Here is a 26,331-nt window from a genome sequence, read left to right as displayed (position 1 = left end):
TTATTATTAGTTTCAGGTTAAAAAGGAGGATTTTCAGTGGAACTAGGTACTGCCAAAGTAGAAACAAATAGAAAAAAGAAAAGTGTCGTCTGGGATTGGCTGACAACGGTTGATCACAAAAAAATCGGGGTCATGTACTTAATTGCCGGGACATTATTTTTTGTGAAAGCAGGCATTATGGCCTTACTCATTCGTATACAGCTGATGTACCCAGAAAGTTTATTTATGAGCGGGCAAACGTACAATGAAATCTTAACGATGCATGGGACATTAATGTTATTTATTGCAGTAACTCCTATTATTTTAGGATTTGCAAATTTTATCGTTCCTCTTCAAATTGGGGCGCGAGATGTTGCATTCCCTTTTGTAAATGCATTAGGATTCTGGGTTTTCTTATCTGGGGCTACTTTGATGAGTCTAACTTGGTTTTTTGGTGGCGGCCCTGATGCTGGTTGGACAGCTTACGTTCCGTTATCGGGAAGGGATTATGCTGGATTGGGACTAGATTTTTATGTACTTGGCTTGCAAGTGAGTGGTATAGGAACACTAGTTTCTGCCATTAACTTCTTAGTTACAATCATTAACATGCGCGCTCCTGGAATGACATTAATGCGTATGCCTTTATTTGTTTGGACTATCTTCGTTATTTCAACTTTAATTTTATTTGCATTTACACCATTAGCTGCCGGTTTACTTTTACTGATGTTAGACCGTCTATTCGGTGCTCAATTTTTCATGCCAGATATGGGCGGGAATGTTGTCATTTGGCAGCATATCTTCTGGATTTTTGGACATCCAGAAGTATATATTCTCGTACTTCCTGCATTTGGAATAATATCAGAAGTTATACCCGCCTTTTCAAGAAAGCGTTTATTCGGTTATACTACGATGGTTTTTGCTACAATTCTAATTGCATTTTTGGGATTTATGGTTTGGGCACACCATATGTTTACAGTAGGGATGGGACCTATTGCAAATTCGATTTTTGCAATATCAACGATGCTTATTGCGGTACCAACTGGGGTTAAAATATTTAACTGGTTATTTACGATGTGGGGCGGCAAAATTACATTTAATACAGCCATGTTGTTTGCTTCTTCATTTGTCCCGACGTTTGTACTTGGTGGGGTTACGGGTGTCATGGTCGCAATGGCTCCTGTTACACTGTTATATCACGACAGTTATTTTGTCGTTGCTCACTTCCACTACATAATTGTTGGAGGTATCGTTTTAGGTCTATTTGCAGGTCTGTTCTATTGGTATCCGAAAATGTTTGGACATCGTTTAAATGAAACATTAGGGAAATTAATGTTTTGGATTTTTTATATAGGTTTTCACTTAACCTTCTTTATCCAGCACATACTTGGATTAATTGGAATGCCTCGCCGTGTATATACTTTTCTCGGTGACCAAGGGTGGGACGGCATGAATTATATTAGTACGATTGGTACATTCTTTATGTCAACAGGGGTGATCATATTAGTCATTAATATCATTTATTCTGCTTATAAAGGAGAGCGTATTAGTAACGGTGATCCGTGGGATGGAAGAACACTTGAATGGTCCACTCCAAACCCGGTGCCAGAATATAACTTTGCGCAAACACCGCAAGTCCGTTCATTAGATCCTTTATTCTATGAGAAAGTACATGGCAACGGAAAGATGAAGCCTGCTGAACCTTTGCAAGACATTCATATGCCAAATGGTTCAATACTGCCGTTCATTATGTCTGTCGGATTATTTTTCATGGGGTTTGGATTTATTATGATCAATATGAATAACCCTTGGGTTAACCCATACCTAGTTGTTGCCTTAGGCTCTGTTCTAACTTTCGGTGCAATGATCGTTCGATCGGTTAAAGAGGACCACGGGTTCTATATCCCTAAAGAAGAAATTAAAGAAGAAGAAATGGGTTAATATTTACCCCCACTTCCTACACAAAAAGTGAGGGTTGTGTATCCATTACGGTACAGGGAACAACGGTAAAAACTAATATTCCCTGTAAAATAAAGAAGCTGACTCGAGCAAGTGTCTAATTATTAGCTTTAGCTCTATAGCAATATAGCCTGCTCTTTAAGCAGGCTATATATTGAGTAGCTATGACACTTAAGAGTCAGCTTCATTTCAATTAAATCTCAAGTTCACCTAGTCGTACTAACTCGATCACTGCCTGGGAGCGCCCCTTAACCCCAAGCTTCTGCATCGTGTTTGAAATGTGATTGCGAACTGTCTTTTCACTAATGAAAAGCTGCTGAGCAATTTCTTTCGTCGTTTTGTCTTGAACCAATAGCTCAAATACTTCTCGTTCCCTTTTTGTAAGTAAAGGTTTTGGTCCGTATTCTGCTCCTTTCAATGAATTCACCCCTTCTTGCTCAGGCTGTACACCAAAGAGGCTTCAAATAAGAGAAATCCAAACGCGATTAGGTTCAGGTAGACTCTTACAGAAGGTATTTAGTCAAAATATTATATGTACTGTACATTGACCTTGTGAATTCAATATAAGCTTAAATTGTTATTAAACCTCTATTTTTTTTCGAGCCGACTTCATTTTTTCAATCATTTGGTCTGTCCATTCCACAGGTTTTCCAGTTTGTTTGGAAATTTGAACAATTCTACCTCTTCCCGTAATACAGATATCATCTTTTTCATTCTTAACCATATAATGCAAATCAACTGAAGTGTTTCCAATATGATGAGCTGTGACGTAAACCTTTAATTGTTCATCAAAAAATACTTGTTTAATATAATTACATTGAAGATCCGCGGTGACGATAATACAATCATTTTCTTTTTTCATCCATTCACTCATTAAACCTAATGATTTAAAATATTCTATTCTTGCTTCTTCAAAATAAACAAACACTCTTGTATTGTTTAAATGACCGAAGGCATCTGTCTCAGAGAAACGAACTTTAATAGGACAGTAGTATGAAAATGTTTGTTCCCACTCTTTGATATTTTCAATATAAGGAATACTTGCCATTTGATTTACCTCAACTTTCTATTTAACCTTTTTATTTTTTTAATATATCTTTATTTTTCTGCTATAAGGAATTTTAGCATAATTATGCAAAAACACAAAGTAACAAACATAAGATGATACATAAAAAAAGGCTCTCCTGTAGGTAAGGAGAGCCTTCTTGGTGTTATTAATAGCTTCCGAAGAAGTTTTTGAATGATTGGATCGTTGTTGAGCGATTAAGAGCTGCAATAGAAGTTGTTAATGGAATACCTTTAGGACAAGACTGAACACAGTTTTGTGAGTTACCGCAGTTAGCAAGTCCGCCATCTCCCATAATTGTTTCTAAACGCTCTTCTTTGTTCATCTCCCCTGTTGGGTGAGCATTGAATAATCGAACTTGAGATAATGGTGCAGGTCCGATGAAATCTGATTTGCTGTTGACATTCGGACAAGACTCTAAACATACACCACAAGTCATACATTTTGAAAGTTCATACGCCCATTGACGTTTTGTTTCTGGCATACGTGGTCCAGGACCTAAATCGTACGTTCCATCGATTGGAATCCATGCTTTTACTTTTTTAAGTGAATCGAACATACGACTACGATCAATCACTAAGTCACGAACGACAGGGAATGTTTTCATCGGCTCAACACGAATCGGTTGTTCTAGTTGATCAACAAGAGCTGTACACGATTGGCGCGGCTTTCCGTTGATGACCATTGAACATGCTCCACAAACTTCTTCTAAGCAGTTCATTTCCCAGTTTACTGGTGTCGTATTTTCCCCTTTTGAATTTACTGGATTACGACGAATTTCCATAAGAGCCGAAATCACGTTCATATTTGGACGATATGGAACTTCAAATTCCTCTTTATAAGGGGCGCTGTTAGGATCTTCTTGACGAGTTACAATAAATTTTATATTTTTGTTTTCACTCATGATTTAGCAGCTCCTTGTTTTTTCGACGTATAGTCACGTTTACGTGGTGGAATTAAAGAAACGTCAATATCTTCGTAATGGAATTCAGGGTTACCAGTAGAAGCATTGTATTTAGCCATTGTTGTTTTCATGAATTCTTCGTCATTACGCTCTGGGAACTCAGGTTTATAGTGCGCTCCACGACTTTCGTTACGGTTGTAAGCACCTAGTGTAATAACACGAGCTAGGTTTAACATACCTTTTAATTGACGTGTAAATGAAGCACCTTGGTTACTCCACTTCGCTGTATCAACAATATTAATGTTATTGTAACGTTCCATTAATTCTTGGATTTTCTCATCTGTTTTTAATAGCTTTTCATTGGTACGAACAACTGTTACGTTATCAGTCATCCACTCACCAAGCTCTTTATGAAGAACATACGCGTTTTCTTTACCATCCATTTTTAGAATGTTATCGTAACGCTCTTGTTCTTTCTTCTTCTCATCTTCGAATACGCTTGAAGAAACTGCATCAGCAGACTTTTCTAAGCCTTTGATATACTCAACTGCATTAGGACCTGCAACCATACCGCCATAAATTGCTGATAGTAATGAGTTAGCACCTAAACGGTTGGCACCATGTTGTGAATAATCACACTCACCCGCTGCAAATAGACCCGGGATATTTGTCATTTGGTTGTAATCCACCCACATACCACCCATTGAATAGTGAACCGCAGGGAAAATTTTCATTGGTACTTTACGAGGGTCATCACCCATGAACTTTTCATAAATCTCGATGATCCCACCAAGTTTAATATCAAGTTCCTTTGGATCTTTATGAGAAAGATCTAAATAAACCATGTTTTCGCCGTTAATACCTAGTTTTTGCTCAACACAAACATCGAAGATTTCACGTGTTGCGATATCACGTGGTACTAGGTTACCGTATGCTGGATATTTCTCTTCTAGGAAATACCAAGGTTTACCATCTTTATATGTCCAAACACGTCCACCTTCTCCACGTGCTGACTCACTCATTAATCGAAGTTTGTCATCACCAGGGATTGCTGTTGGGTGGATTTGAATAAACTCACCATTTGCATAATATACGCCTTGCTCATATAAAGAAGCAGCAGCATATCCAGTGTTAATAACTGAGTTAGTAGATTTACCAAAGATAATACCAGGACCACCAGTAGCCATGATTACTGCATCAGCTGCAAAGTGATGGATTTCCATCGTCTTTAAGTCTTGTGCAGTAATCCCGCGACAGACGCCTTCGTCATCCTTAATAGCAGATAAGAATTCCCAGCCTTCATATTTTGTTACAAGACCAGCAACTTCCCAACGACGTACTTGCTCATCTAGTGCATATAATAACTGTTGTCCAGTCGTTGCACCTGAGAACGCTGTACGGTGATGCTGAGTACCACCAAAACGACGGAAATCTAGTAATCCTTCTGGTGTACGGTTAAACATTACACCCATACGGTCCATTAAGTGAATAATTCCAGGAGCCGCTTCACACATCGCTTTTACTGGAGGTTGGTTTGCTAAGAAGTCTCCTCCGTAAACTGTATCATCAAAGTGTTCCCAAGGTGAGTCACCTTCACCCTTTGTATTTACAGCACCATTAATTCCACCTTGCGCACATACTGAGTGAGAACGTTTAACTGGAACTAATGAAAATAAATCGACTGGTACGCCTGCTTCTGCAGCTTTAATAGTTGCCATTAATCCGGCTAATCCACCACCGACAACAATAACTCTTCCTTTACTCATAATCGCTCACTCCTTAAATGTTTGCTAGTTCTGGATTAATAAATGCTAAAATTGCACGAACACCTACCCAAGTAAGGGCTACAAAAATACCGATAGTTACGTAAGTAGAGATAACTTGCGAACGTGGAGTAACTGTAATACCCCAAGAAACAGCAAATGACCATAATCCATTGGCAAAATGGAAGATTGTAGCGATAACACCAACAAAGTAGAACACTAGCATAAACGGACTACTTAAGATATCCGCCATCATATTATAATTAACTTCAGCGCCAAACGCTGCTTGAATACGAGTTTCGTAAACATGCCATACAACGAAGACTAACGTAATGACCCCCGTCCAACGTTGTAAAACAAACATCCAGTTACGGAAAAATCCGTAATTATTTACATTATTTCTAGCTTGAAAAGCAATATAAAGTCCATAAATTGCATGATAAAGTAATGGGATAAAGATTAAGAAAATCTCTAAAAAATAACGAAATGGAAGATTTTCCATGAAGTGTGCTACTTCGTTGAAAGCACTAGCACCTCTAGTAGCAAAATGGTTAATAACTAAGTGTTGAACTAAGAATAATCCAACTGGAATGACACCCAATAACGAGTGTAGCTTCCGATTCATAAACTCTCGATTTCCAGCCATACAAATGTCCCCCCACAAATTTTTTTGACTTTTAGCACTTGTTCTCTAGTTATCTCTTTTCTTTTCGCTTATAATGCTGTACCTCCCTATCCTGTTTTCGTAAAGCATTAATAAGATAAAATATGAAACTTTAATAAAGTTTCTGTGAATATATTGCGACAAATTCATTTTACTCCCATCGACTTATATCGTCAAGAAAACGTATACAGGATATATTCAAAAAATTCAAATTTAACCCTAGTTTAACTAGAATATATAATATAAATGAATTATTTAGTAGAAAATACACATCGTTCCATTAACTATTATAGGTGTTTCTTTTAATATTTTCTCATATTTTGCGTGAATTGTAATGAAAAATATGAAAATAGTCTTAAATTTCATAACCTACTAAGTTAAGGAAACTTTTTTGTTTCTCTTTATTTTGCAGTTGAACCGTCACTACGCTAATGCTGTACTTTCAGCTAGCTAAAAAACAGGCAATATGCGCAGTTCACACAACAAAACTTATAGAAAACAACCCAAAAAAGAGCCAAGCAATGCCTGGCTCTCAATTTCTTCCTACTTCTATACAACGTAAACTATTCAGTTGTAAAATAATAACCCCATTCTATTAACCGATAATAATCCGCTCAGTTGGATATTTATAATGACTTTTAGTTTCCTTTCGACGGATAGAAAATAAGAACGCTACTAAACCTACCCTACCGATAAACATTAAAATCATTAGAATAAATTGACTGGCAAGATTTAAGTCAGCGGTTATTCCCATCGATAAACCGCACGTACCGAACGCAGAGGCTGTTTCAAAAATAATTGCCATTAATGGGACTTTACCACCTTCAAATGCTGAGATTAGAATAACTGCGCTAAACAATAACAGTATAAAAACACTTAGCACAATGAAAGCTTTTTGACGGTCTTCAGGATGAATTTCTCTCCCAAATACCTTTACATCTGATTTACCTAAAGCAAAGCTCCAAATCGTCAAGAACATAACGGCAAGAGTCGTCGTCCGAATTCCACCGCCTACAGAAGAAGGACTTGCTCCTATAATCATTAGACCGGAAATAAATAAGAGCGTGGCGATACTTAATTCTGATACATCCATTGTCGCTAGACCACCACTACGTGATGTTGCTGAGTTAAATAAAGAATAAAATAATTGTTGATGCCATGCGAGCCCTTCATAAAAATGACCTAACTCAAGCAGCCAAATGCCTATAACACCAACAATAAACACCGCAAAATAGGTTGTTGTCGTGATTTTCGTAAATAAACTAAATTTGAAGTTTGGATTTTCTTTTGAAAAGTATTCTTTTACTTCTAACAAGACCGGGAACCCAATAGCCCCTGCGAAAATTAATAAAATCGTTACAAGCTGAACATAATAGTCATTCGCAAAAGGAATTAAAGATTGACCTGTAATATCGAAACCAGCATTTGTAAATGCACTTAGTGCTGCAAACGCTCCTTGATAATACGCTTCCCCAACCGTGTCAAAGTATCGTATATAATATGTACCAAGAATAAGGGCACCGATTAACTCAATGATTAAAGCTACAAATAGGATCCCTCTCATTAAACTTACAAGACCCGAGAATGTATTTTGATTTTGATCGACCATGATGAGCATACGCTGGGATAAGATAATTTTTCTCCCAAATAACATCCATACGAATGTTCCTAACGTCATGATCCCTATTCCACCTAATTGGATCGCTAGCGCTAAGAAAAAAATTCCGATATAACTGTACGTTTCTGAAACATTGACGACGGTTAACCCTGTTACACTAACAGCGCTAACAGATGTGAACAGTGCCTCGGAAAATTTAAGAGATACACCTTCCTGATGAGATATAGGAAGATACAAAAGGATGCTGAACAGCATCATTGCAATAACATACGATAATAAGATAATTCGAAAAGGTGTTAGAAACTGATTAAGCGCTAATTTCATAAATTTACCTCCGCTTCGTTCGCGGTTTAGTATACAACATTAATTTTATAAAGTAAATTTAAAATCCAACAAATTGAACATAGAGAAAAACAAAATGTGTGATTATAATAAATGATAAGAGAGGAGTTACATAGATGAAGAAAACCGAGCAAACTTTACAAAAGAGCGAACAGGCGATTCCTCTATTTGGACACCATTTAATTCGAAATGTTCTCATGTCTGATTTGTTGGGCAAAGATCACGAAAATATCTTATATTGGGCTGGGAAAAATATTGCAAGACAATATCCAAAAGAAAATATGGACGATGTTATTGAGTTCTTCTCTACCATTGGTTGGGGAAGCATAATTCTCATTAAAGAAAAAAAGGATGAACTCATTTTAGAACTTGTTTCCCCTTTTCATCTGGAGAGAGTTCCTGTTACTTATCAATTAGAAGCAGGCTTTTTAGCGGAACAAATCGAAAGTCAAAAGAAACATATCACAGAAGCGATTGTTCAAGAAAAAAAAGATAAGGCACTCATAACATTAAAATGGGACTTAAAGGACCCTATATAGGAAAGGGGTAGCGGCCCTTTTGGCGTCGTTTCAAAGTTGAGCCTTTAAATTGTTTCGAGTGTAGCGTTTTTGAATGCAGTGTTTTGTATGCAGCGCTTTGAAATTTAATTTAGCGGACTCACAGGCCCTTATTCCTGTTGAAAGTGTAGTATTTTTTTGTTTAGAGGACTCAGAAGCCCTTATTTACTAATATTTGTGATATGTATCAGTGATTTTGATTAGATAAGGGCCTATGAGTCCGGGAAATATCCATACATGACGGTTTCCGCTAAAATAAGGGCCTCTCAGTCCGCAAAAATTAAGCACTATTAAAAGTCCCCACTTTCTGTCATAAAGACGATCAAAAGTGGGGACTCTTTATAAGGAAACCGTTTATACAGTTACTTCTTGCTCCTCTAACTGAAAGGCTCTATGAAGTGCCTCTACAGCAGGAACCATAATTTCTTCTTCAACTAAGGCTGAAACCTTAATTTCTGATGTACTAACCATCTTAATAAGAATTTCATTTTCAGCTAAAATTTTAAACATTTGCGCTGCAACCCCCGGGTTGGAAACCATACCCGATCCGATAATGGATACTTTCGCCAGATCACCTTCATGTGTTAATTCTGTAAACTGAAGTTTCTCTTTATGGTTATTTAAAACATCCAATGCCTCCTCTAATGAAGAACGACTTGTTGAAAAAGAAATGCTTGTTTTTTCTTCAGCTGTTTGGTTTTGAATAATAATATCTACATTAATACCGTGCTCTGATAATAAGCTAAATACATTTGACAGCGTTTCGATCTGATTAGGCAACCCTGAAACAGTGACTTTCGTTACATCATTTTCAAAGGCAATCCCACGTACAATTAAATTTTGTTCCATTGAAACTTCCTCCTCAATTAACGTACCAACTTCCTCAACCATACTTGAGGCAACCATTAATTTCACTTGATAATTTTTTGCAAATTCCACAGCTCTAGGATGTAAAACACCTGCTCCTAAATTAGCCATTTCTAACATTTCATCATAAGAAATCGAATGCAGCTTTCTCGCCCCGCTAATGAACCGCGGATCTGTCGTATACACCCCGGTCACATCTGTATAAATATCGCACCGGTCTGCTTTTAATGCAGCTGCAAGCGCAACAGCAGTTGTATCCGAGCCGCCTCTCCCTAGCGTTGTAATTTCGCCGTCATGTGTCGCACCTTGAAAACCTGCTACAATCACAACATTTCCTAAAGATAACTGCGCTTGAATTTTTTCTGTTTGAATGTCGAGTATTCGTGCATTACTATGACTTTCTTCCGTCACGATACCAGCTTGCCATCCAGTGTAAGATGTCGCTCCTAGACCTCTTTTTTGAAGTGCCATAGCAAGTAAAGAAATGGTTACTTGCTCACCAGTTGTAAGAAGCATATCCATTTCACGTTTGCTTGGTTTATCCGATATTTCACTTGCTAGCTTAACGAGTTGGTCTGTTGTTTTCCCCATCGCTGAGACGACAACAACTACTTGATGTCCTTGCTCTACTGTTTTAGCAACACGTCCTGCAACGTGTTCAATTCTTTCGACTGACCCTACAGAGGTGCCGCCGTATTTTTGTACTATGATCGCCACTTTTTTCATCCTTTCTTGTAAAGGAGAAAGAAAACAAAAAAAGCAACAGAAAGGAAAAGTCCTCACTGTTGCTTGGAATACCAAAAAAGGTAATAGTTGTTCCCTTGCTCCGTGAGATAGTTCTCCACACAACTTTTGGGTTGGTTGCGTGACAGCCTTGTACTTATTCAATACAAGTCCAGCATTAAGAGAGATGAGACTCTCAACACTTCGGCGAATTCCCCTTTCAGCAAAAGTCTACGGAACCCATCTTCCTCACTTTGCCTACTCTTGGTTTTCGCTCCTCTACCACCACTTCAAATTAGAAGTTCGGTATATTAAGTTGTTTTCATTTTAACAGAACATCTTGAGACTGACAATTACTTTTTATCTTCATCGCTATTTAATACACGTAAAATTTCTGCTGCCACTTTTTCTGGAATAGCAATCTTTCTAAAGTCTTCGATGTTTGCTTCTTTCATTTTTTTAATTGACCCGAAATGTTTGAGAAGTTTCCGACGTCTCTTCTCTCCTATTCCAGGAATGTCATCTAAAATAGAAGAAAACATCGTTTTGCTTCGTGCCTGCCTGTGAAAAGTGATCGCAAACCGGTGAACCTCATCTTGAATCCTTTGCAATAGATAAAATTCATGGCTGTCTCTTTGTAATGGGACTACTTTAGGTGGATCTCCCATGAGAAGTTGTGATGTACGATGCTTTTCATCTTTAGCTAAACCACAGACCGGAATGGAGAGGCCAAGTTGATCCTCTAGGACGCTTTGAGCAGCCGCTATTTGTCCTTTTCCTCCATCGATGACAATTAAATCTGGAAATGGACCATTCTCTTTTAACAGCCTTGAATAACGACGGTAAACAACCTCTCGCATCGATGCGTAATCATCGGGTCCTTCAACATCTTTTACTTTATACTTTCGGTAATCCTTTTTACTAGGCTTGCCATCTAGAAATGAAATCATCGCTGAGACTGGATCAGTTCCTTGAATGTTCGAGTTATCAAATGCCTCAATCCGGTATGGGGTAGAAATACCTAATGCTTTTCCTAAGTTTTCAACCGCTTTTATTGTCCGTTCTTCATTTCGTTCAATAATCGCAAATTTCTCTTTTAATGCTGCTTCTGCATTCTTTTGAGCCAGGTTCAGAAGGTCTTTTTTATTACCTCTTTTCGGTTGAAGGACTTTGACCGACAGTAGTTGCTCCACTAAATCGGCCTCGATTTCTTCGGGTACTAGAATTTCTGACGGTTTAACATGTTCTTTTTTTAAATAAAATTGACCGATAAATGTTAAGACATCGTCGAGAGGCTCTTGATAGAATGGAAAAATGGAGACATCCCGCTCAATCAATTTTCCTTGTCTCACAAAAAACACTTGAACACACATCCAACCTTTATCGTAAGCATAAGCAAATACGTCTCGGTCGATTCTATCGTTAATCGACATCTTTTGTTTTTCCATGACCGTTTGCATTTGCTGAATTAAATCTCGCAATTCTTTAGCACGCTCAAAATTCAAGTCTTCTGCAGCTTTAGTCATTTTATCTAGTAATTGATTTTTCACATCTTCATGCCCATACTTTAAAAATTTCGTAATTTCCTGTACCATCTCTTGGTTTTGCTCTTTAGTTACTTCTTGAACACATGGAGCTAAACACTGACCAATGTGATAATACAGGCAGACACGGTCAGGAAGGGTATTGCACTTTCTTAATGGATAAAGTCGATCGAGCAGTTTTTTCGTTTCAGTTGCTGCTCCTGCATTTGGATAAGGACCAAAATACTTTCCACCGTCTTTTTTTACATTTCGTGTTGTTATTAAACGCGGGTGTTCTTCTGATGTTATTTTTAAAAACGGATATGATTTATCATCTTTTAGCATGACATTGTATTTCGGGTCATGCTTTTTAATTAAATTCATCTCTAAGATAAGTGCTTCAAGATTTGAAGATGTAATAATATATTCGAAATCGGCTATTTCACTGACAAGTCTTTGTGTTTTTGCATCGTGCGTTCCAGTAAAATAGGATCGTACTCGATTTTTTAGTATTTTAGCTTTTCCTACATAGATGATCGTTCCTTGCCGATCTTTCATCAAATAACAGCCTGGTTGATCAGGAAGTACTGCTAATTTTTCTTTCAGAGTAGACATACTTTTTCCTCCCTCCTCTCTATTGTTCTCAAAAGGAAGGAAATTTGCAACTAAAAGGTACAATCTTTTAAAAACTGGCAAATGAGGAAAGTGCAAGATGTACGGTGAGAAAAAGCACTCCAGGAGGACTTTTCCCCCGCGCTGGATCTAGAGCAGTGAAGTAGCTCATCCAGGGTTTCTATTTTTTTGTGGAACTGAGAGGACCTTATTTGCTTAAATTCGACTCTATTACAGTTGTTAGGGCACTGAGAAGTCGCTATTTGCTTAAAATCACTGATATTTTTTATGAAAACTTGTAAATAAGGGTATTTGAGTGCTCTAATTATGAAAAACAGCAGGACTTGATTGAAATAAGGGCCTGTGAGTGCTCTAATTTCCTTCTGCATCTAAAAAGAATATATTCCTCACTCGATGCCAAGTGCTGAAACTAATCAAATCTAATATCGGTAAAGTCAAATAACATTTTAAAACAACCACTGGCAGTATAGCTATAAATAATAAAAGACCCCGTCATGAACGGAGTCAATTACATTTTTATCTATTAAAGATGTTTATTTAATAGCTCAACTAATGCTTCTTTCGGTTGGAAACCAACCACTTGGTCAACTTTCTCACCGTTTTTGAATACCATTAATGTAGGAATACTCATTACACCGAATTTTCCAGCTGTTTCTTGGTTTTCATCAACGTCTAATTTAACGATCTTCACTTTGTCGCCCATTTCTTCATCAAGTTCTGTTAAAACAGGAGCGATCATTTTACAAGGTCCGCACCACGGAGCCCAAAAGTCCGCTAATACTACACCTTCTCCAGTTTCAGTTGCAAAGTTTTGATCAGTTGCGTTTACAATTGCCATTATTAAAATCCTCCTTATAATCCAACTTTTTCTACAAATGCATTATACCATTACGGTATTATGATTGCTATAAAGTTGCTCACACAAGTATGATACCCTTTCCTATATAAAATAACGCTTTTTTATGTATATCCTTGTTATTGTAGTGTAATTTATATTGCTGCATTTTATACTGATTGTGTTGAACGATCATTAATGAGCGTAATTCAACTACGTATATTAACGTTAACATATCTTTAGAAAAGATTGCTAAAAAACCGCTTCATGTAGAAGCGGTTTCTCATTAATTTATTAAGATACAACTACTTTTTTAAGTTCTTCAGTTAATAGAGGAACAACATCGAATAAGTCGCCTACGATACCGTAGTCTGCTACTTCAAAGATCGGTGCTTCTGGATCTTTATTAACTGCAACGATAACTTTAGAGTTAGACATACCCGCTAAATGTTGAATTGCTCCTGAAATACCAAATGCAAAGTAAAGGTCTGGTGTTACAACTTTACCTGTTTGACCAATTTGTAATGCGTAATCGCAATATTCTGCGTCACACGCACCACGAGATGCACCTACTGCAGCACCTAATACGTCAGCAAGTTCTTGAAGCGGTTTGAAACCGTCAGCACTTTTCACTCCACGTCCACCAGAAACGATGATTTTCGCTTCTGAAAGATCGACTCCACCAGTTGCTTTACGTACAACTTCTTTAACAATTGTACGAAGGTCTTTAATTTCTACAGAAACACTTCCAACATCTCCAGAACGAGACTCATCCTTCTCTAATGGAGTAATGTTATTCGGACGAATTGTTACTAAAACAGTACCTTCTTCAACTTGCTTCTTCTCAAATGCCTTACCTGAGTAGATTGGACGAGTGAATACAGCCTCACCGCCGTCAACTTCAACGTTTACTACGTCAGAAACTAAACCAGCGTTTAATTTCGCAGCAATACGAGGAGACACGTCTTTACCTATTGAAGTATGTCCCATAACAACGCCTTCTGGTTGTTCAACGTCCATAACTTGTAGAATAGCTTGTTGGTAAGCATCTGTTGTATATGCTTTTAAGTCAGCATGTTCAACTTTAACTACACGATCAGCACCAGCATGGATCATAGCGTTTGCTAGATCGCCTACTGATTCACCTAATAACGCAGCAACTACTTCTCCACCGTCTGCGATTAGTTTAGCAGCTGCAACTGCTTCAAACGAAACATTACGAAGTTCACCTTCACGAATTTCACCTAAAACTAGTACTTTCTTTGCCATGTTGATCCCCCCAATTATATGACTTTCGCTTCAGACTTTAATAATGAAACAAGTTCTTTTACTTGAGCATCCGTTTCGCCTTCAAGAATTTTACCTGCTTGTTTTTGTGGTGGTAGGAAGATTTCTACCGTTTTTGTTTTTGCTTCTACATCTTCTTCTTCTAAATCTAGGTCATCTAAATCAAGTGTTTCTAATGGCTTCTTCTTCGCCTTCATAATTCCAGGAAGAGATGGGTAACGAGGCTCATTTAAGCCTTGTGTAGCTGTTACAAGTACTGGTAATGATACTTCAACCGTTTCCTCATCACCTTCAACATCACGTACGATTGTAGCTTTACTTCCATCGATTGTTAATTTAGTAATTGTAGTTACTGAAGGCATACCTAGCATTTCAGCAACGCGAGGTCCAACTTGTCCAGAACCACCGTCTACTGCTACGTTTCCTCCTAAGATAATATCAATCTCTTGGTCTTTTAAGTATGTTGCTAGTAAAGTAGCAGTTGTGAATTGGTCCGTTTCTTCAACGTCTTCACTGTCAATTAGAACTGCTTTATCAGCACCCATTGCTAGAGCTGTACGAAGTTCTTTTTCAGCGTCTTCTGTTCCTACTGTAACAACAGTTACTTCTCCACCGTGCTCGTCACGAAGAACGATTGCTTCTTCAATTGCATACTCATCGTATGGGTTGATGATGAACTCAGCTCCGCTGTCATCAATTTGCCCGCCACTTACAGTGATTTTCTCTTCTGTATCAAAGGTGCGTTTCATAATAACGAAAATATTCATTATAGTCCCTCCCTAAAATAGTTAACTTATTTATTTTTGAATTCTGGTTTACGCTTTTCTATAAATGCTTGGATACCTTCTTTACTATCATGAGACTCTCCAGCAGCACCAAAGAGCTCCGCTTCTTTTTCTAAACCTGCAGTAAAGTTTGCATCCTTCGCATAAGTTAATGCTTCTAATGCAAGTTTCATAGTAAAGCTACTTTTCTTTGCAATCTTACCTGCTAGTTTATAAGCTTCTTCCATCATGAGCGCTTGCTCAGAATGTACTGAATTAATAAGACCTAAAGATAAAGCTTCAGATCCGGAAATCGGTTCACTCGTTAAGATTAACTCTGTTGCCTTTGCTTGGCCAACAATACGCGGTAAGCGTTGTGTACCCGCAAAACCAGGAATTAGTCCTAATTGAAGTTCAGGCAAACCAAGTTTCGTATCTTCAGTAGCAAGACGCATATGGCACGCCATCGCTAACTCTAAACCACCACCAAGTGCTGCCCCGTGAATAGCTGCAATCACCGGCTTAGGAAAAGCTTCAATACGGTTCATTAATCGCTGACCCTCAGTTGCTGACTCAGCAAACTTGGCACCGCTTTCAAGCGTAGTAAACTCTTTTATGTCTGCTCCTGCAGCAAAAAAGCGCCCTTCTCCATGAAGAATGATAACACTCACATCTTCATTATGCTCAACCTCATCAAAAGCCTGTGCCAACTCTTGAAGCAATTGAGAAGATAAGGCGTTTGCTGGAGGTCGATTTAAAGTGATTGTGGCTATTTGTTGTTCCACTTTTACAGATAAAGTTTCCATCTGTCTTTACTCACTCCTCTCATGGTAAGCATCCTCTTTTTCTATTTATCTACTGCAAAGGCCACCCACCAGTAATTGATGCATTGGCTTTGCAAGTGAGACCAGATCATATTTACAATCTTTCATTACCCAGTTTGTAACTACCTCATCTAGTGTACCAAAAATCATTTGTCTTGCTAACCGGAAATCTAAATCTTCTGAGAAGTAACCGCTTTCTTTCCCTTCTGTTAGAACGGTGTCCATTAAATCTAAATATTTCTTTAACACTTCATTTATTCTCCACCTTAGCTCTGGATTAGACTGGCGAAGTTCTAATTGCGTAACAATAGCAAGTGGTCGATTTTCTGCCAGTTGTTTGAAGTGCATTTCAATTAAGATAAAAAGTTTGTCTTTTGCAGTTAAACTTCCTTCGATCTGTTCCTGAATTTTATCAACAAATCTCCCCATTTTTTCTTCAAATAAAGATATAAGTATATCTTCTTTGTTTTTAAAATAGAGGTAGATTGTTCCATCAGCAACCCCAGCTTCTTTTGCAATTTTTGATACTTGAGCGTGATGATAGCCATTTTCAGCGATTACTTTCACCGCTGCCTCAATAATTTGATCGTATTTAGGTCCTCTTTTCTTACCCATGGCATTCTTCCTTTCAGAGCAACTTTCATTAGAGTGCTCATTAAAATGAATGACCATTCATTCATATTTCATATTCTATGGTAAGGACCGTTATTTGTCAATGGAATTATTTAAGTTGTGAGAATTTTTGAAAACAAAACTCTTTTTATACAACTCTAAAATATAAGATAACACCTTATACATTAGTTCTATCATATAATGAAACGTATAGTAAAGCAATGTATGAAACCTTTATGAACAATACGCCAAAAAAACACGGTCGCCAAACTCCTTTAGTTATAGCCTTCATAACACTTTATTTACCAATAGTTTCCGTCAACAAATATGAAAGCGCAATCTTTTTGTATGCTGTAACAATGTAATAAGCTCTTTTAGCCAGATAAAAAGACTGACACAATGTCAGTCTTTTTTTGTTTATTAGCTAGATTTTTTCTCGTTCATTTTTTGTTCTTCTTCCTCGACTAGAACGCGACGCAATACCTTACCTACCATTGTCTTAGGTAGTTCTTTACGGAATTCATATTGACGAGGGACTTTATACGCTGCTAAACGAGCTCTACAGAACTTATCGAGTTCTTTATCAGTAACAGAAGCGCCTTCTTTTGTAACGATAAAGGCTTTAACTGTTTCCCCGCGGTACGGATCCGGTACACCAATGATGACTGCTTCTTGGATCGCTTCATGCTCAAATAGTACTTCTTCAATTTCACGTGGATAGATATTAAATCCACCTGCTATGATCATGTCTTTTTTACGGTCAACGATGAAGAAGTAGCCATCTTCGTCCATATAACCCATATCCCCTGTTAACAGCCAATCCTCATAGAACGTAGCTTGTGTATCTTCAGGACGATTCCAATAGCCTTTCATAACTTGAGGAGCACGGACAGCAAGCTCTCCTACTTCACCTGGTTTAGCCACTTCTCCCGGTTCCACAAATATAACTGCTTCAGTGTCAGGCCATGGCAAACCGATACTTGCTCCACGTCTTTCTTCCCAAATCGGATTACAGTGTGTAACTGGAGAAGCTTCAGTTAATCCATAACCCTCTACTAATTTTCCGCCTGTCAGTTCCTCAAACTTAACCTGAACTTCAGCAGGTAATGAAGAAGATCCACTAATACACGCCTCAATCGATGACAAATCATACTTCCCGATATCCGGATGGTTAATTAAACCGATGTACATCGTTGGCGCACCAGGGAATATTGTAATTTTGTGTTTATCAATAATTTGTAGGATTTCTTTTGGATCAAATTTAGGAACAATAAACATTTGCGAGCCAGTCATAATCGACAAGTTCATTGACACTGTCATTCCATAAACATGGAAAAACGGTAAAGCTGCAAGCGTACGATTTTCTTTATTGTTCAGTTTATACATCCAATGAAAACATTGTGTCGTATTTGCAACTAAGTTACGGTGTGTAAGCATTACACCTTTTGCTAAGCCTGTAGTTCCACCTGTATATTGAAGTAAAGCTAGATCTTCTTTAGGATCTACTTTGACTTCTGGTACTTTCTCTTTACCTTGTGAAAGAAAAGAAACAAACTTCACCGTAGTACTATTATACTCGACTTCTGGTTTAAATCCGTAATTCTTCTTTTGAATAAATGGATAGATTAAACTTTTTGGGAATGGTAAGTAATCCTTGATAGCGGTTACAATTACTTTTTCAATTTGCGTGTTCTTCTTTACTGTCATTACACGTGAATAAAGAAGATCTAAACAAAGTATAAATTTTGCTCCAGAATCTGCAAGTTGATGCTCTAACTCTCTTTCCACATATAATGGATTCGTTTGAACGACAACACCACCAGCCATTAACGTACCATAATAAGCAATAACAGCTTGCGGACAGTTAGGAAGCATGATCGAAACGCGGTCACCCTTTTGCAAACCAGCATCCATAAGAGCATTGGCAAACTTACACGATGACTGATACAGTTCCGCATACGTCATTTGTTTGCCAAAAAAGTATGTAGCATATTTTGATGGCGACTTTTCATACGTATCTTTCAGAAGACCATGTAGTGTCTGATCTTCATAGTTAATAGATTGAGGGACTTCTTTAGGATATTTATTATGCCAATTCATTTCTGTAACAGTTGCCAAGGTAATTCCTCCTTAAGTCTCTCCTATTTCTACAATTCATTCTCTCCTAACGTCTATTGTACTGAATGTTTGTTCATTTTAAAACAGATTTTTGAAAATTTTTTTAATTTTTTTATATATAGATATAATAAGTCTTAATTTAAGTACAATTGGTAGATATATAAAATTGTTAATAAAACTACAATACACGCCAAAAATTTACATCTTTATTATGTATACGCTTACATATGGGCAACATAATGACATATATCTCCCTCGTCACGATAACAATTTTACAGTTAATAATATATTAGTCTAACTTTTGATTATGAGAACGAAGTCAAGGTGTAACCGTTCAATGGTATATAGTTTAGGAAAAACGATCAATGATGTGACTTCCTTTGCACCAAAAAGCAGCTGCCAAATGGCAGCTGCCTTTTATCCTATGAACTTTGTTTAGTATCCTCATTTGCTTTATCCGCGTACTTCGCTTTCTCTTCGTCGACGAGTACACGTCTTAAGATTTTTCCAATTAACGTTTTCGGTAATTCCTTTCTAAACTCATAAAGCTTAGGAACTTTATAGGCAGCTAAATTCTCACGGCAGTATTTGTCTAGTTCTTCTTCTGTTAAACTAGTACCCTCTTTAAGCACAACAAATGCTTTAACAGTCTCACCACGATATGGATCTGGCACACCGATAACAACCGCTTCTTGAATTTTATCATGCTCATATAAAACTTCCTCAATCTCACGTGGATATATGTTAAATCCACCTGCGATGATCATATCTTTTTTACGGTCAACAATATAGAAATAACCGTCTTCGTCCATGTACCCCATATCTCCTGTTAAGAACCAGTCGTCTTTGAACGTTGCAGCCGTCGCTTCAGGACGGTTCCAATATCCCTTCATAACTTGCGGCCCACGAATGATAATTTCACCAACTTCTCCTGGCTCACAAAATTCACCGGTTTCAGCTGATAAAACAGCGGCCTCCGTATCCGGCCAAGGTACACCGATACTTCCTTCTTTACGTTTACCCCATATTGGAGTCGAAATCGCTACTGGAGACGTTTCAGTTAAACCGTATCCCTCAACAAGTTTTCCACCTGTTAACTTTTCAAACGATTGTTGAACTTCAAGCGGTAATGGAGCAGCACCGCTCAGGCAAGCTTCGATTGATGATAAGTCGTAATTTTTAATCTCAGGATGATTAATCAATGCCACATACATCGTTGGTGCCCCTGGGAAAATCGTAACTTTTTGCTTATCAATCGTCTTTAATACATCTTTTGGTTCAAACTTAGGAACAACGATCATTTTAGACTGATACATAATTGAAACATTCATAATAACCGTCATTCCATAAACATGGAAGAAAGGTAATGCCGCAAGAACACGTCCTTCGCCTTTCTCCATCTTATACATCCAATGTAAACATTGGGTTGTATTAGTGACTAAGTTATGGTGAGTGAGCATAACACCTTTCGCTACACCCGTTGTCCCACCCGTATATTGTAAAAGTGCTAAATCTTCTTTAGGCGATACTTTAACATCAAGTTCCTTTTCAGATCCCGCTTTAAGAAATTCAGCAAAGTTTAATGTTTTTGCATCATACGTAATATTTACGGTAATTCCTGTGTTTTTCTTTTGAATAAATGGATAAATTAAATTTTTAGGAAAAGGTAAATAGTCCTTTATGCCTGTGACAATAACATGTTCAAGATTCGTTTTATTACGAACTTTTGCCACACGCGGGTATACTAAGTCAAGACACACGATGACTTTTGCACCAGAGTCATTCATCTGATGTTCAATTTCTCGCTCAACATATAGTGGATTGGTCTGCACTACGATAGCTCCTGCCATGAGTGCTCCATAATAGCAGATAACAGACTGAGGAGTGTTTGCTAGCATTATAGCTACTCGATCACCCTTCTTTACTCCAATTCCTTGTAATTGGTTCGCAAATTTTTTCGATAACGTGTACAGCTCCTGGTACGATAATTCTTTTCCTAAAAAGTGAATCGCCTTCTTATCTGGTACCTGTTCTGCAGCTTCTTTTAAGAACGATTGAAGGCTCCTTTCAGGATATTGAATCGATGTAGGTATTTCTTCTGGGTAATGCTTCAGCCAACGCTTTTCAACCGTAGTAGTCACAGTTAAAAACCTCCCTTTTATATTCGTCTCCTTTCCAATCCATTCCCTCTCTCTACTCTATTGTAGTGTAAACGGTTACAAATTTAAACTAATTTTTAAAAATTTTTAGAAAAAAGCGACAAAAACATCTAAAAATGTTTCTATCGCTTCTTTTTTACTCTCTTTATATTATTATTCTATAAGTTAAACGCCATAAAAATGACCCCTATTAGTATAAAAACTCCACATAAAATATAAAGTACTTTCCAAAGTGTTTCCAATTCTTTTCCTCCTACTCCATTTACGCAGACATAATACTAGCCCCAATGATATATGAAAGAGCTATAGAAATGGTCATCGCAATAAATCCTACAGCACGGTTATCATTAGCAATTTCATCGTCAACCTTAAAACTCGGCGTTAAAAATTCAAACATAAAATAACACAATAAGAGTAAAATGAACCCAACGATTCCCCAGCCGAGCATTTCTAGTAATGAATCGTTATGAAGGATCGAATACCGAAAAATATTAGCAACACCAAATATTTTTCCTCCTGTTGCAAGGGCAACCGCAATATTCCCCTTCTTAATTTCCACCCAATTGTTATATTTCGTTACGAGTTCAAACACCGTTAAAAATACAATAATTGCAAGTACGGACACACTGTAGTAAGCTGCGGTTTGAATATAAACATTTTCAAATAGATTCCCCATCAATATAACCGCCTTTTATCTACTTAAATTCAACAACTGTATTTCCGAGACCACCTTCATTCATGCCGCCATCTCGTGAGGATTTAACATGCCGATGTTTTTTGAGATATTCTTTAACTCCTTTTCGAAGAGCCATCGTACCTTTCCCGTGAATAATTGAAACTTGGTGATACCCAGCAAGCAGGGCATCGTCTAGGTATTTTTCTAGTTTTAATAACGCTTCTTCATATCTTTGTCCTCTTAAGTCGAGTTCTGGTTTTACATGATGGTCATTTCCTTTTATAGTCGCTAATGGTTTAGTTTCAACAGGCTTTGGTCGATCTAAATATTGAATGTCCTCGATGTGCACTTTCATTTTCATGATGCCTAGTTGTACTTGGTACTCTTTTTCATTCACTTTTTCAACGATATGACCTTTTTGCCCGAAGCTAATGACTTTCACTTCATCTCCAGGCTTTAATTCTTGTTGTTTCGCTGCCTTCTTTATCTTTTGTTGCTTCTTCTTATTTTTTAACGAAGGCGTTGCTTCTTCTAATCTCTTTTTCGCTTCGATGAGTTGATGTTCTTTTATTACATTTGCATCTTTTTGCAGTCTACGAAGTTCTTTTATGACATCCTCTGCTTCTTGACGCGCTTTACTTACAGCTTCTTCTGCTTTCTTCTCAGCTTCAGCCAACACTTGATCTTTTTCATCTTCTAGCAACTCTAGCTTCTCAATAAGGTCATTTCGTAATTTTTCAGCTTCTTCCCTAAGCTTAATGGTTTCTTCCCATTCAGCTCGTGAAGACTTTTTACTCTCCTCAAGTGAAGCAATCATGTTTTCAATCTGACTGTTTTCCGTATTAATTTGTGCTTTGGCCAAATCAATAATTTCTTCTGATAGACCTAGTCTTCTTGAAATCGCAAACGCATTACTTCGGCCGGGCACACCAATTAATAAGCGGTACGTCGGACGTAGTGTTTCAACATCAAATTCCACGCTGGCGTTCATTGCGCCTTCACGGTTATAAGCATAACCTTTCAATTCACTATAGTGGGTTGTGGCAACAACTCTCGTACCACAACGATACACATGATCTAATATAGCAATCGCTAGAGCCGCTCCTTCTGTCGGATCGGTTCCAGCTCCAAGCTCATCAAATAAGACGAGGCTTTCATGATCAACTTTCTTTAAGATATCGACAATATTGACCATATGAGAGGAAAATGTACTTAAGCTTTGTTCGATCGATTGCTCATCACCGATATCAGCAAATACCGTTTGGAACACTGCCATTTCCGACCCTTCTTCTGCTGGTATATGCAAACCGGACTGTGCCATGAGCGTAAGTAAACCAATTGTTTTCAATGTAACTGTTTTCCCGCCGGTATTCGGCCCTGTAATAATTAGTGAAGAAAAGGTTTTACCTAACTCCACATCAATCGGAACAACTTCTTCATTCGGAATGAGCGGATGTCTTGCTTGAAACAGCTGTACTTGTCCGTCCGTATTTAACTTAGGCTGAACCGCTTTAAGACGTTTACTATAGTGAGCTTTAGCAAAAATAAAATCAACGTCTCCTAAAATATCGACATACACAAGTAACTCTTCGGTATGTTCACCGACATGAGCTGATAGTTCAGCTAGAATGCGTTCAATTTCTTTCGTTTCTTTTGCCTTCGCTTCCCTAAGCTGGTTATTCATTGTTACGACAGCTTGAGGTTCAATGAATAATGTGGCTCCTGATGCAGATTGATCGTGAACAATTCCGCCAAATGACCCGCGGTACTCTTGTTTTACAGGTACAACGAAGCGGTCATTACGGATTGTAATTAAGGCATCTGATAACATTTTTTGCGTCGATGAAGAACGTATTATATTTTCTAACTTGGAACGAATTCCCGATTCAAAGCTACGAATTTGATGGCGGATCGTTCGTAAAGCTGGGCTTGCTGAGTCCAACACTTCACCATAGTCATCGATACATTGTTTAATAGCGCGTTCAAGATCAGTTAACGGAACAATATTCTCTGCTAACTGTTGTAATAACGGAATTTCAACTCCATCTTCCGCTAAGTCTTCTATAAAATGTTTAAATCTACGACCACCATATATCGTACTGCTAATTTCGATGAGTTCAGATGGCGATAAGGAACCGCCAATGCCTGCTCGCTTTACACTTGCTCTTATATCAAATATTCCACCTAAAGGAGCTTGTCCTTTCAAACGTAAAACCTTTGTTCCTTCAAATGTTTCATTTTGTCTTTGCGAAATTTCTTCAATCGAAGTAGAGGGTTTCAGCTGTTCTACTTTCGACCTTCCTAATGATGACGAAACGTGTTCTAAAAGTTGTTTCTTCATTTTTTCATATTCTAAAACTCTAATAACTCTTTCTTGCACGAGCAATTGCTCCTTTCTAGTTCACTATACGTATTAGTGATGTCGGTTAATAAATCGCTCAAACTCTTCTCTTGTAAACGTATTAATAACCGTTTCCTTCTTTATCATTCCTTTTCTAGCAACACCTACACCAATTTCCATAAAATCAAAATGATCCGAGTGGTGAGCATCCGTATTTATAGACAGTTTGACCCCTGCATCTTGTGCCTTTTTGAGCCACTCGGCTGATAAGTCTAGTCGATGCGGGTTTGCATTTAGCTCGAGGGCTGTGTCCGTTTCTTTCGCTAATTGAATGAGCATTTCAATATCTACATCATACCCACTGCGACGTCCAATTAAGCGACCCGTTGGATGAGCGATTAAGTCTACATGATTATTACGTAATGCTGTTGTCAATCGTTTCATAATCATTTCACGGTCTTGTGAAAAGGAAGAGTGGATCGAGCCGATAACAAAATCGACTTGTTCTAATAATTCATCTGAGAAATCAAGTGTACTATTCGGTAATATATCCATCTCTATTCCTGTAAAAATTTTAAAGTCATCGTATTCTTCGTTTACTCGTTTAATTTCTTTCATTTGTTCTATTAGACGTTCTTCGGTTAACCCATTTGCGACTTTTAAATACTGTGAATGGTCGGTTATCGCAATGTACGAATATCCTTTAGCACGAGCGGCTTCAGCCATTTCTTTAATAGAGTAAGCCCCGTCACTCCATGTCGTGTGCATGTGTAAATCAGATTTAATATCTTTTAGGTCAATAAGATCTAACGTCTCCCTCGATGTTTCTACTTCTCCCTGATCTTCACGAGCTTCCGGCGGGATAAAGCATAGGTTAAAATAGTTGAAAAACTGCTCTTCGGTTTCAAACGTCTTTACTTCACCTGTTTCTACGTTCTCAACCCCATACTCGCTGATTTTCTCTCCACGCTCTTTTGCAAGCTGTCTCATTTTCACATTATGATCTTTTGAACCTGTAAAATGATGAAGTGTCGTTGCAAATTCATGTGGTTTTACAAGACGAAAGTCAACTCCTACAGGATAGTCGTATCCTAACTCTACTGATACTTTCGTGCTTCCCGCTGCAATTACGTTTACAATGCGAGGAAGGCTTAACAGCTGTTCTTTTACTTTCTCAGGGTCGTTTGTGCTGATGATAAAATCAAGATCTTTTACTGTTTCCCTTAATCTTCGCAGACTGCCTGCTCTTGAGTATCGTTCAATATACTCGAATTGTTCTAACTGTTTCTCAATTTCAACTGCAATTGGCAGAACGTAAGCGATCGGAAAGCGTTCGGGACGCTTTTCCACTTCTTCAATCGCAGCGAGAATTTTTTCTTCTGTCTTTTTACCGAATCCAGCTAGTACTTGAACTTTTTTCGACTCACAAGCTTCTCGCAGACTCTCAAGATCCGTTACATTTAATTCCTGATAAAGCTTCCCGATTTTTTTACCGCCTAAGCCAGGTAATTTTAATAATGGAATTAAGCCCGAAGGTAACTCAGCTTGCAATTCTTCCAATAAGGAAGACGTACCGTTTTCTTTTAACTCTAAGATTACTTCACTTGTTCCTTTACCGATTCCTTTCAATTTCGAAGGATCTTCAATTTCAGCCATAGTGCGCTCATCACTTTCTAACGCTTGAGCCGCTTTACGGTATGCTGAAACCTTAAAAGAGTTCTCGCCTTTGATTTCCATATATATCGCAATAAGTTCGAGTACTTTTATGACTTCTTTCTTATTCACATTCCTCGTCCTCTCTATAATTTCTATTTAGTTAACTGTGCAGCTTAAATTTCATGCTAAAACTCAATTATTGAGCATCGTTTGGGAGGTTTATTGTCCGATTCGACTACTTTATTGTCTGATTTCTGATTTTATTGTCCAAATTCTTATTTTATTGTCCGTTTTTCATTTTTATTGTCCGGTTCGGATTTTTTATTAGCCGAATTGTGTCCGGTTTATATATTATTAAAATTACTATCTTAATGATCATACAAATAATAGTCTGTAAAAATCAAATAAAAAACTGAGCATTTATAGGACGCCCAGTTTTTACAACTTATTATTAATCCAAATTT

General features: G+C 37.7%; 21 protein-coding genes and 1 riboswitch. Of the genes, 3 read left to right on the top strand and 18 right to left on the bottom strand.

The window, feature by feature from the left end; translation table 11 throughout:
• The first annotated feature begins 36 nt into the window (after positions 1-36).
• A complete protein-coding gene (gene ctaD, locus AC2VNP_RS11920; RefSeq protein WP_486917537.1) occupies positions 37-1,917 on the top strand; it encodes a cytochrome c oxidase subunit I in 1,881 nt (626 codons plus the stop codon).
• A 211-nt stretch (positions 1,918-2,128) separates the two neighbouring features.
• Here the strand turns inward: ctaD and AC2VNP_RS11915 are convergent, their stop codons facing one another.
• From AC2VNP_RS11915 to AC2VNP_RS11890, 6 genes are all read right to left on the bottom strand, one after another.
• On the bottom strand, positions 2,129-2,353 hold the full coding sequence (locus tag AC2VNP_RS11915; protein WP_216828860.1) for a helix-turn-helix domain-containing protein: 225 nt from the start codon (positions 2,351-2,353) through the stop codon (positions 2,129-2,131).
• Positions 2,354-2,515: 162 nt separating this feature from the next.
• Positions 2,516-2,983 carry an acyl-CoA thioesterase gene (locus tag AC2VNP_RS11910; RefSeq protein ID WP_486917536.1) on the bottom strand — a complete coding sequence of 156 codons (468 nt, stop codon included), beginning with the start codon at positions 2,981-2,983 and terminating at the stop codon, positions 2,516-2,518.
• A 166-nt stretch (positions 2,984-3,149) separates the two neighbouring features.
• On the bottom strand, positions 3,150-3,905 hold the full coding sequence (gene sdhB / locus AC2VNP_RS11905; RefSeq protein WP_486917535.1) for a succinate dehydrogenase iron-sulfur subunit: 756 nt from the start codon (positions 3,903-3,905) through the stop codon (positions 3,150-3,152).
• Positions 3,902-5,671 (bottom strand): succinate dehydrogenase flavoprotein subunit, encoded by a 1,770-nt coding sequence (gene sdhA / locus AC2VNP_RS11900; protein ID WP_486917534.1) that lies wholly within the window; start codon positions 5,669-5,671, stop codon positions 3,902-3,904. Before sdhA ends, sdhB begins: the two co-directional genes overlap by 4 nt.
• A gap of 13 nt (positions 5,672-5,684) precedes the next feature.
• On the bottom strand, positions 5,685-6,314 hold the full coding sequence (locus AC2VNP_RS11895; RefSeq protein ID WP_275117016.1) for a succinate dehydrogenase cytochrome b558 subunit: 630 nt from the start codon (positions 6,312-6,314) through the stop codon (positions 5,685-5,687).
• Positions 6,315-6,927: 613 nt separating this feature from the next.
• Positions 6,928-8,274 (bottom strand): TrkH family potassium uptake protein, encoded by a 1,347-nt coding sequence (locus AC2VNP_RS11890; RefSeq protein ID WP_486917533.1) that lies wholly within the window; start codon positions 8,272-8,274, stop codon positions 6,928-6,930.
• A gap of 134 nt (positions 8,275-8,408) precedes the next feature.
• On the opposite strand from AC2VNP_RS11890, the gene AC2VNP_RS11885 reads away from it, so the two are divergent.
• Positions 8,409-8,831: a YslB family protein gene (locus tag AC2VNP_RS11885; protein WP_486917532.1), complete on the top strand. Its 423-nt coding sequence runs from the start codon at positions 8,409-8,411 to the stop codon at positions 8,829-8,831.
• A gap of 372 nt (positions 8,832-9,203) precedes the next feature.
• Here AC2VNP_RS11885 and AC2VNP_RS11880 read toward each other — a convergent pair whose 3' ends face one another.
• From AC2VNP_RS11880 to AC2VNP_RS11845, 8 genes are all read right to left on the bottom strand, one after another.
• Positions 9,204-10,433, bottom strand: coding sequence for an aspartate kinase (locus tag AC2VNP_RS11880; RefSeq protein ID WP_486917563.1), 1,230 nt, complete (start codon positions 10,431-10,433; stop codon positions 9,204-9,206).
• Between the two features lie 109 nt (positions 10,434-10,542).
• Positions 10,543-10,729: riboswitch (Lysine riboswitch) on the bottom strand.
• Between the two features lie 63 nt (positions 10,730-10,792).
• On the bottom strand, positions 10,793-12,577 hold the full coding sequence (gene uvrC, locus AC2VNP_RS11875) for an excinuclease ABC subunit UvrC (protein ID WP_486917531.1): 1,785 nt from the start codon (positions 12,575-12,577) through the stop codon (positions 10,793-10,795).
• Between the two features lie 541 nt (positions 12,578-13,118).
• A complete protein-coding gene (gene trxA / locus AC2VNP_RS11870; protein WP_275117011.1) occupies positions 13,119-13,433 on the bottom strand; it encodes a thioredoxin in 315 nt (104 codons plus the stop codon).
• Positions 13,434-13,724: 291 nt separating this feature from the next.
• Positions 13,725-14,699 carry an electron transfer flavoprotein subunit alpha/FixB family protein gene (locus AC2VNP_RS11865; RefSeq protein WP_486917530.1) on the bottom strand — a complete coding sequence of 325 codons (975 nt, stop codon included), beginning with the start codon at positions 14,697-14,699 and terminating at the stop codon, positions 13,725-13,727.
• Between the two features lie 14 nt (positions 14,700-14,713).
• On the bottom strand, positions 14,714-15,484 hold the full coding sequence (locus tag AC2VNP_RS11860; RefSeq protein WP_486917529.1) for an electron transfer flavoprotein subunit beta/FixA family protein: 771 nt from the start codon (positions 15,482-15,484) through the stop codon (positions 14,714-14,716).
• Between the two features lie 26 nt (positions 15,485-15,510).
• The gene (locus tag AC2VNP_RS11855) at positions 15,511-16,287 is read right to left on the bottom strand and encodes an enoyl-CoA hydratase (protein ID WP_486917528.1); all 777 of its coding nucleotides are present in this window, start codon (positions 16,285-16,287) and stop codon (positions 15,511-15,513) included.
• A gap of 45 nt (positions 16,288-16,332) precedes the next feature.
• Complete coding sequence (fadR, locus tag AC2VNP_RS11850) at positions 16,333-16,920, bottom strand: fatty acid metabolism transcriptional regulator FadR (protein WP_486917527.1); 588 nt, start codon at positions 16,918-16,920, stop codon at positions 16,333-16,335.
• A gap of 417 nt (positions 16,921-17,337) precedes the next feature.
• Complete coding sequence (locus AC2VNP_RS11845; protein WP_486917526.1) at positions 17,338-19,035, bottom strand: AMP-binding protein; 1,698 nt, start codon at positions 19,033-19,035, stop codon at positions 17,338-17,340.
• 307 nt (positions 19,036-19,342) lie between these two features.
• Here AC2VNP_RS11845 and AC2VNP_RS11840 point away from each other — a divergent pair, with 307 nt between their 5' ends.
• Positions 19,343-19,474, top strand: coding sequence for a hypothetical protein (locus tag AC2VNP_RS11840; protein ID WP_486917525.1), 132 nt, complete (start codon positions 19,343-19,345; stop codon positions 19,472-19,474).
• On the opposite strand, the gene AC2VNP_RS11835 is transcribed toward AC2VNP_RS11840, so the two are convergent.
• The 4 genes from AC2VNP_RS11835 to polX all read right to left on the bottom strand — a co-directional run bounded on the left by AC2VNP_RS11835 (position 19,458) and on the right by polX (position 25,996).
• Complete coding sequence (locus tag AC2VNP_RS11835; RefSeq protein ID WP_486917524.1) at positions 19,458-21,176, bottom strand: long-chain-fatty-acid--CoA ligase; 1,719 nt, start codon at positions 21,174-21,176, stop codon at positions 19,458-19,460. The genes AC2VNP_RS11840 and AC2VNP_RS11835 overlap by 17 nt on opposite strands.
• Before the next feature lie 280 nt (positions 21,177-21,456).
• Positions 21,457-21,870 carry a DUF350 domain-containing protein gene (locus AC2VNP_RS11830; protein ID WP_486917523.1) on the bottom strand — a complete coding sequence of 138 codons (414 nt, stop codon included), beginning with the start codon at positions 21,868-21,870 and terminating at the stop codon, positions 21,457-21,459.
• A gap of 19 nt (positions 21,871-21,889) precedes the next feature.
• The gene (locus AC2VNP_RS11825) at positions 21,890-24,250 is read right to left on the bottom strand and encodes an endonuclease MutS2 (protein ID WP_486917522.1); all 2,361 of its coding nucleotides are present in this window, start codon (positions 24,248-24,250) and stop codon (positions 21,890-21,892) included.
• Between the two features lie 33 nt (positions 24,251-24,283).
• Positions 24,284-25,996, bottom strand: coding sequence for a DNA polymerase/3'-5' exonuclease PolX (polX, locus tag AC2VNP_RS11820; protein WP_486917521.1), 1,713 nt, complete (start codon positions 25,994-25,996; stop codon positions 24,284-24,286).
• Positions 25,997-26,331 lie beyond the last annotated feature (335 nt).

The sequence above is a fragment of the Alkalihalobacterium sp. TH-98 genome (genome assembly GCF_057473385.1).
Note: the sequence above shows the minus strand (reverse complement) of the source record. Positions and strands in the feature narration are given on the sequence as shown.

Coding starts and splice junctions, on each gene's coding strand:
- AC2VNP_RS11910 (WP_486917536.1), bottom strand. CDS start 2,983: ATGGCAAGTATTCCTTATATTGAAAATATCAAAGAGTGGGAACAAACA.
- sdhB (WP_486917535.1), bottom strand. CDS start 3,905: ATGAGTGAAAACAAAAATATAAAATTTATTGTAACTCGTCAAGAAGAT.
- sdhA (WP_486917534.1), bottom strand. CDS start 5,671: ATGAGTAAAGGAAGAGTTATTGTTGTCGGTGGTGGATTAGCCGGATTA.
- AC2VNP_RS11895 (WP_275117016.1), bottom strand. CDS start 6,314: ATGGCTGGAAATCGAGAGTTTATGAATCGGAAGCTACACTCGTTATTG.
- AC2VNP_RS11890 (WP_486917533.1), bottom strand. CDS start 8,274: ATGAAATTAGCGCTTAATCAGTTTCTAACACCTTTTCGAATTATCTTA.
- AC2VNP_RS11885 (WP_486917532.1), top strand. CDS start 8,409: ATGAAGAAAACCGAGCAAACTTTACAAAAGAGCGAACAGGCGATTCCT.
- uvrC (WP_486917531.1), bottom strand. CDS start 12,577: ATGTCTACTCTGAAAGAAAAATTAGCAGTACTTCCTGATCAACCAGGC.
- trxA (WP_275117011.1), bottom strand. CDS start 13,433: ATGGCAATTGTAAACGCAACTGATCAAAACTTTGCAACTGAAACTGGA.
- AC2VNP_RS11865 (WP_486917530.1), bottom strand. CDS start 14,699: ATGGCAAAGAAAGTACTAGTTTTAGGTGAAATTCGTGAAGGTGAACTT.
- AC2VNP_RS11860 (WP_486917529.1), bottom strand. CDS start 15,484: ATGAATATTTTCGTTATTATGAAACGCACCTTTGATACAGAAGAGAAA.
- AC2VNP_RS11855 (WP_486917528.1), bottom strand. CDS start 16,287: ATGGAAACTTTATCTGTAAAAGTGGAACAACAAATAGCCACAATCACT.
- fadR (WP_486917527.1), bottom strand. CDS start 16,920: ATGGGTAAGAAAAGAGGACCTAAATACGATCAAATTATTGAGGCAGCG.
- AC2VNP_RS11840 (WP_486917525.1), top strand. CDS start 19,343: ATGAGAACGAAGTCAAGGTGTAACCGTTCAATGGTATATAGTTTAGGA.
- AC2VNP_RS11830 (WP_486917523.1), bottom strand. CDS start 21,870: ATGGGGAATCTATTTGAAAATGTTTATATTCAAACCGCAGCTTACTAC.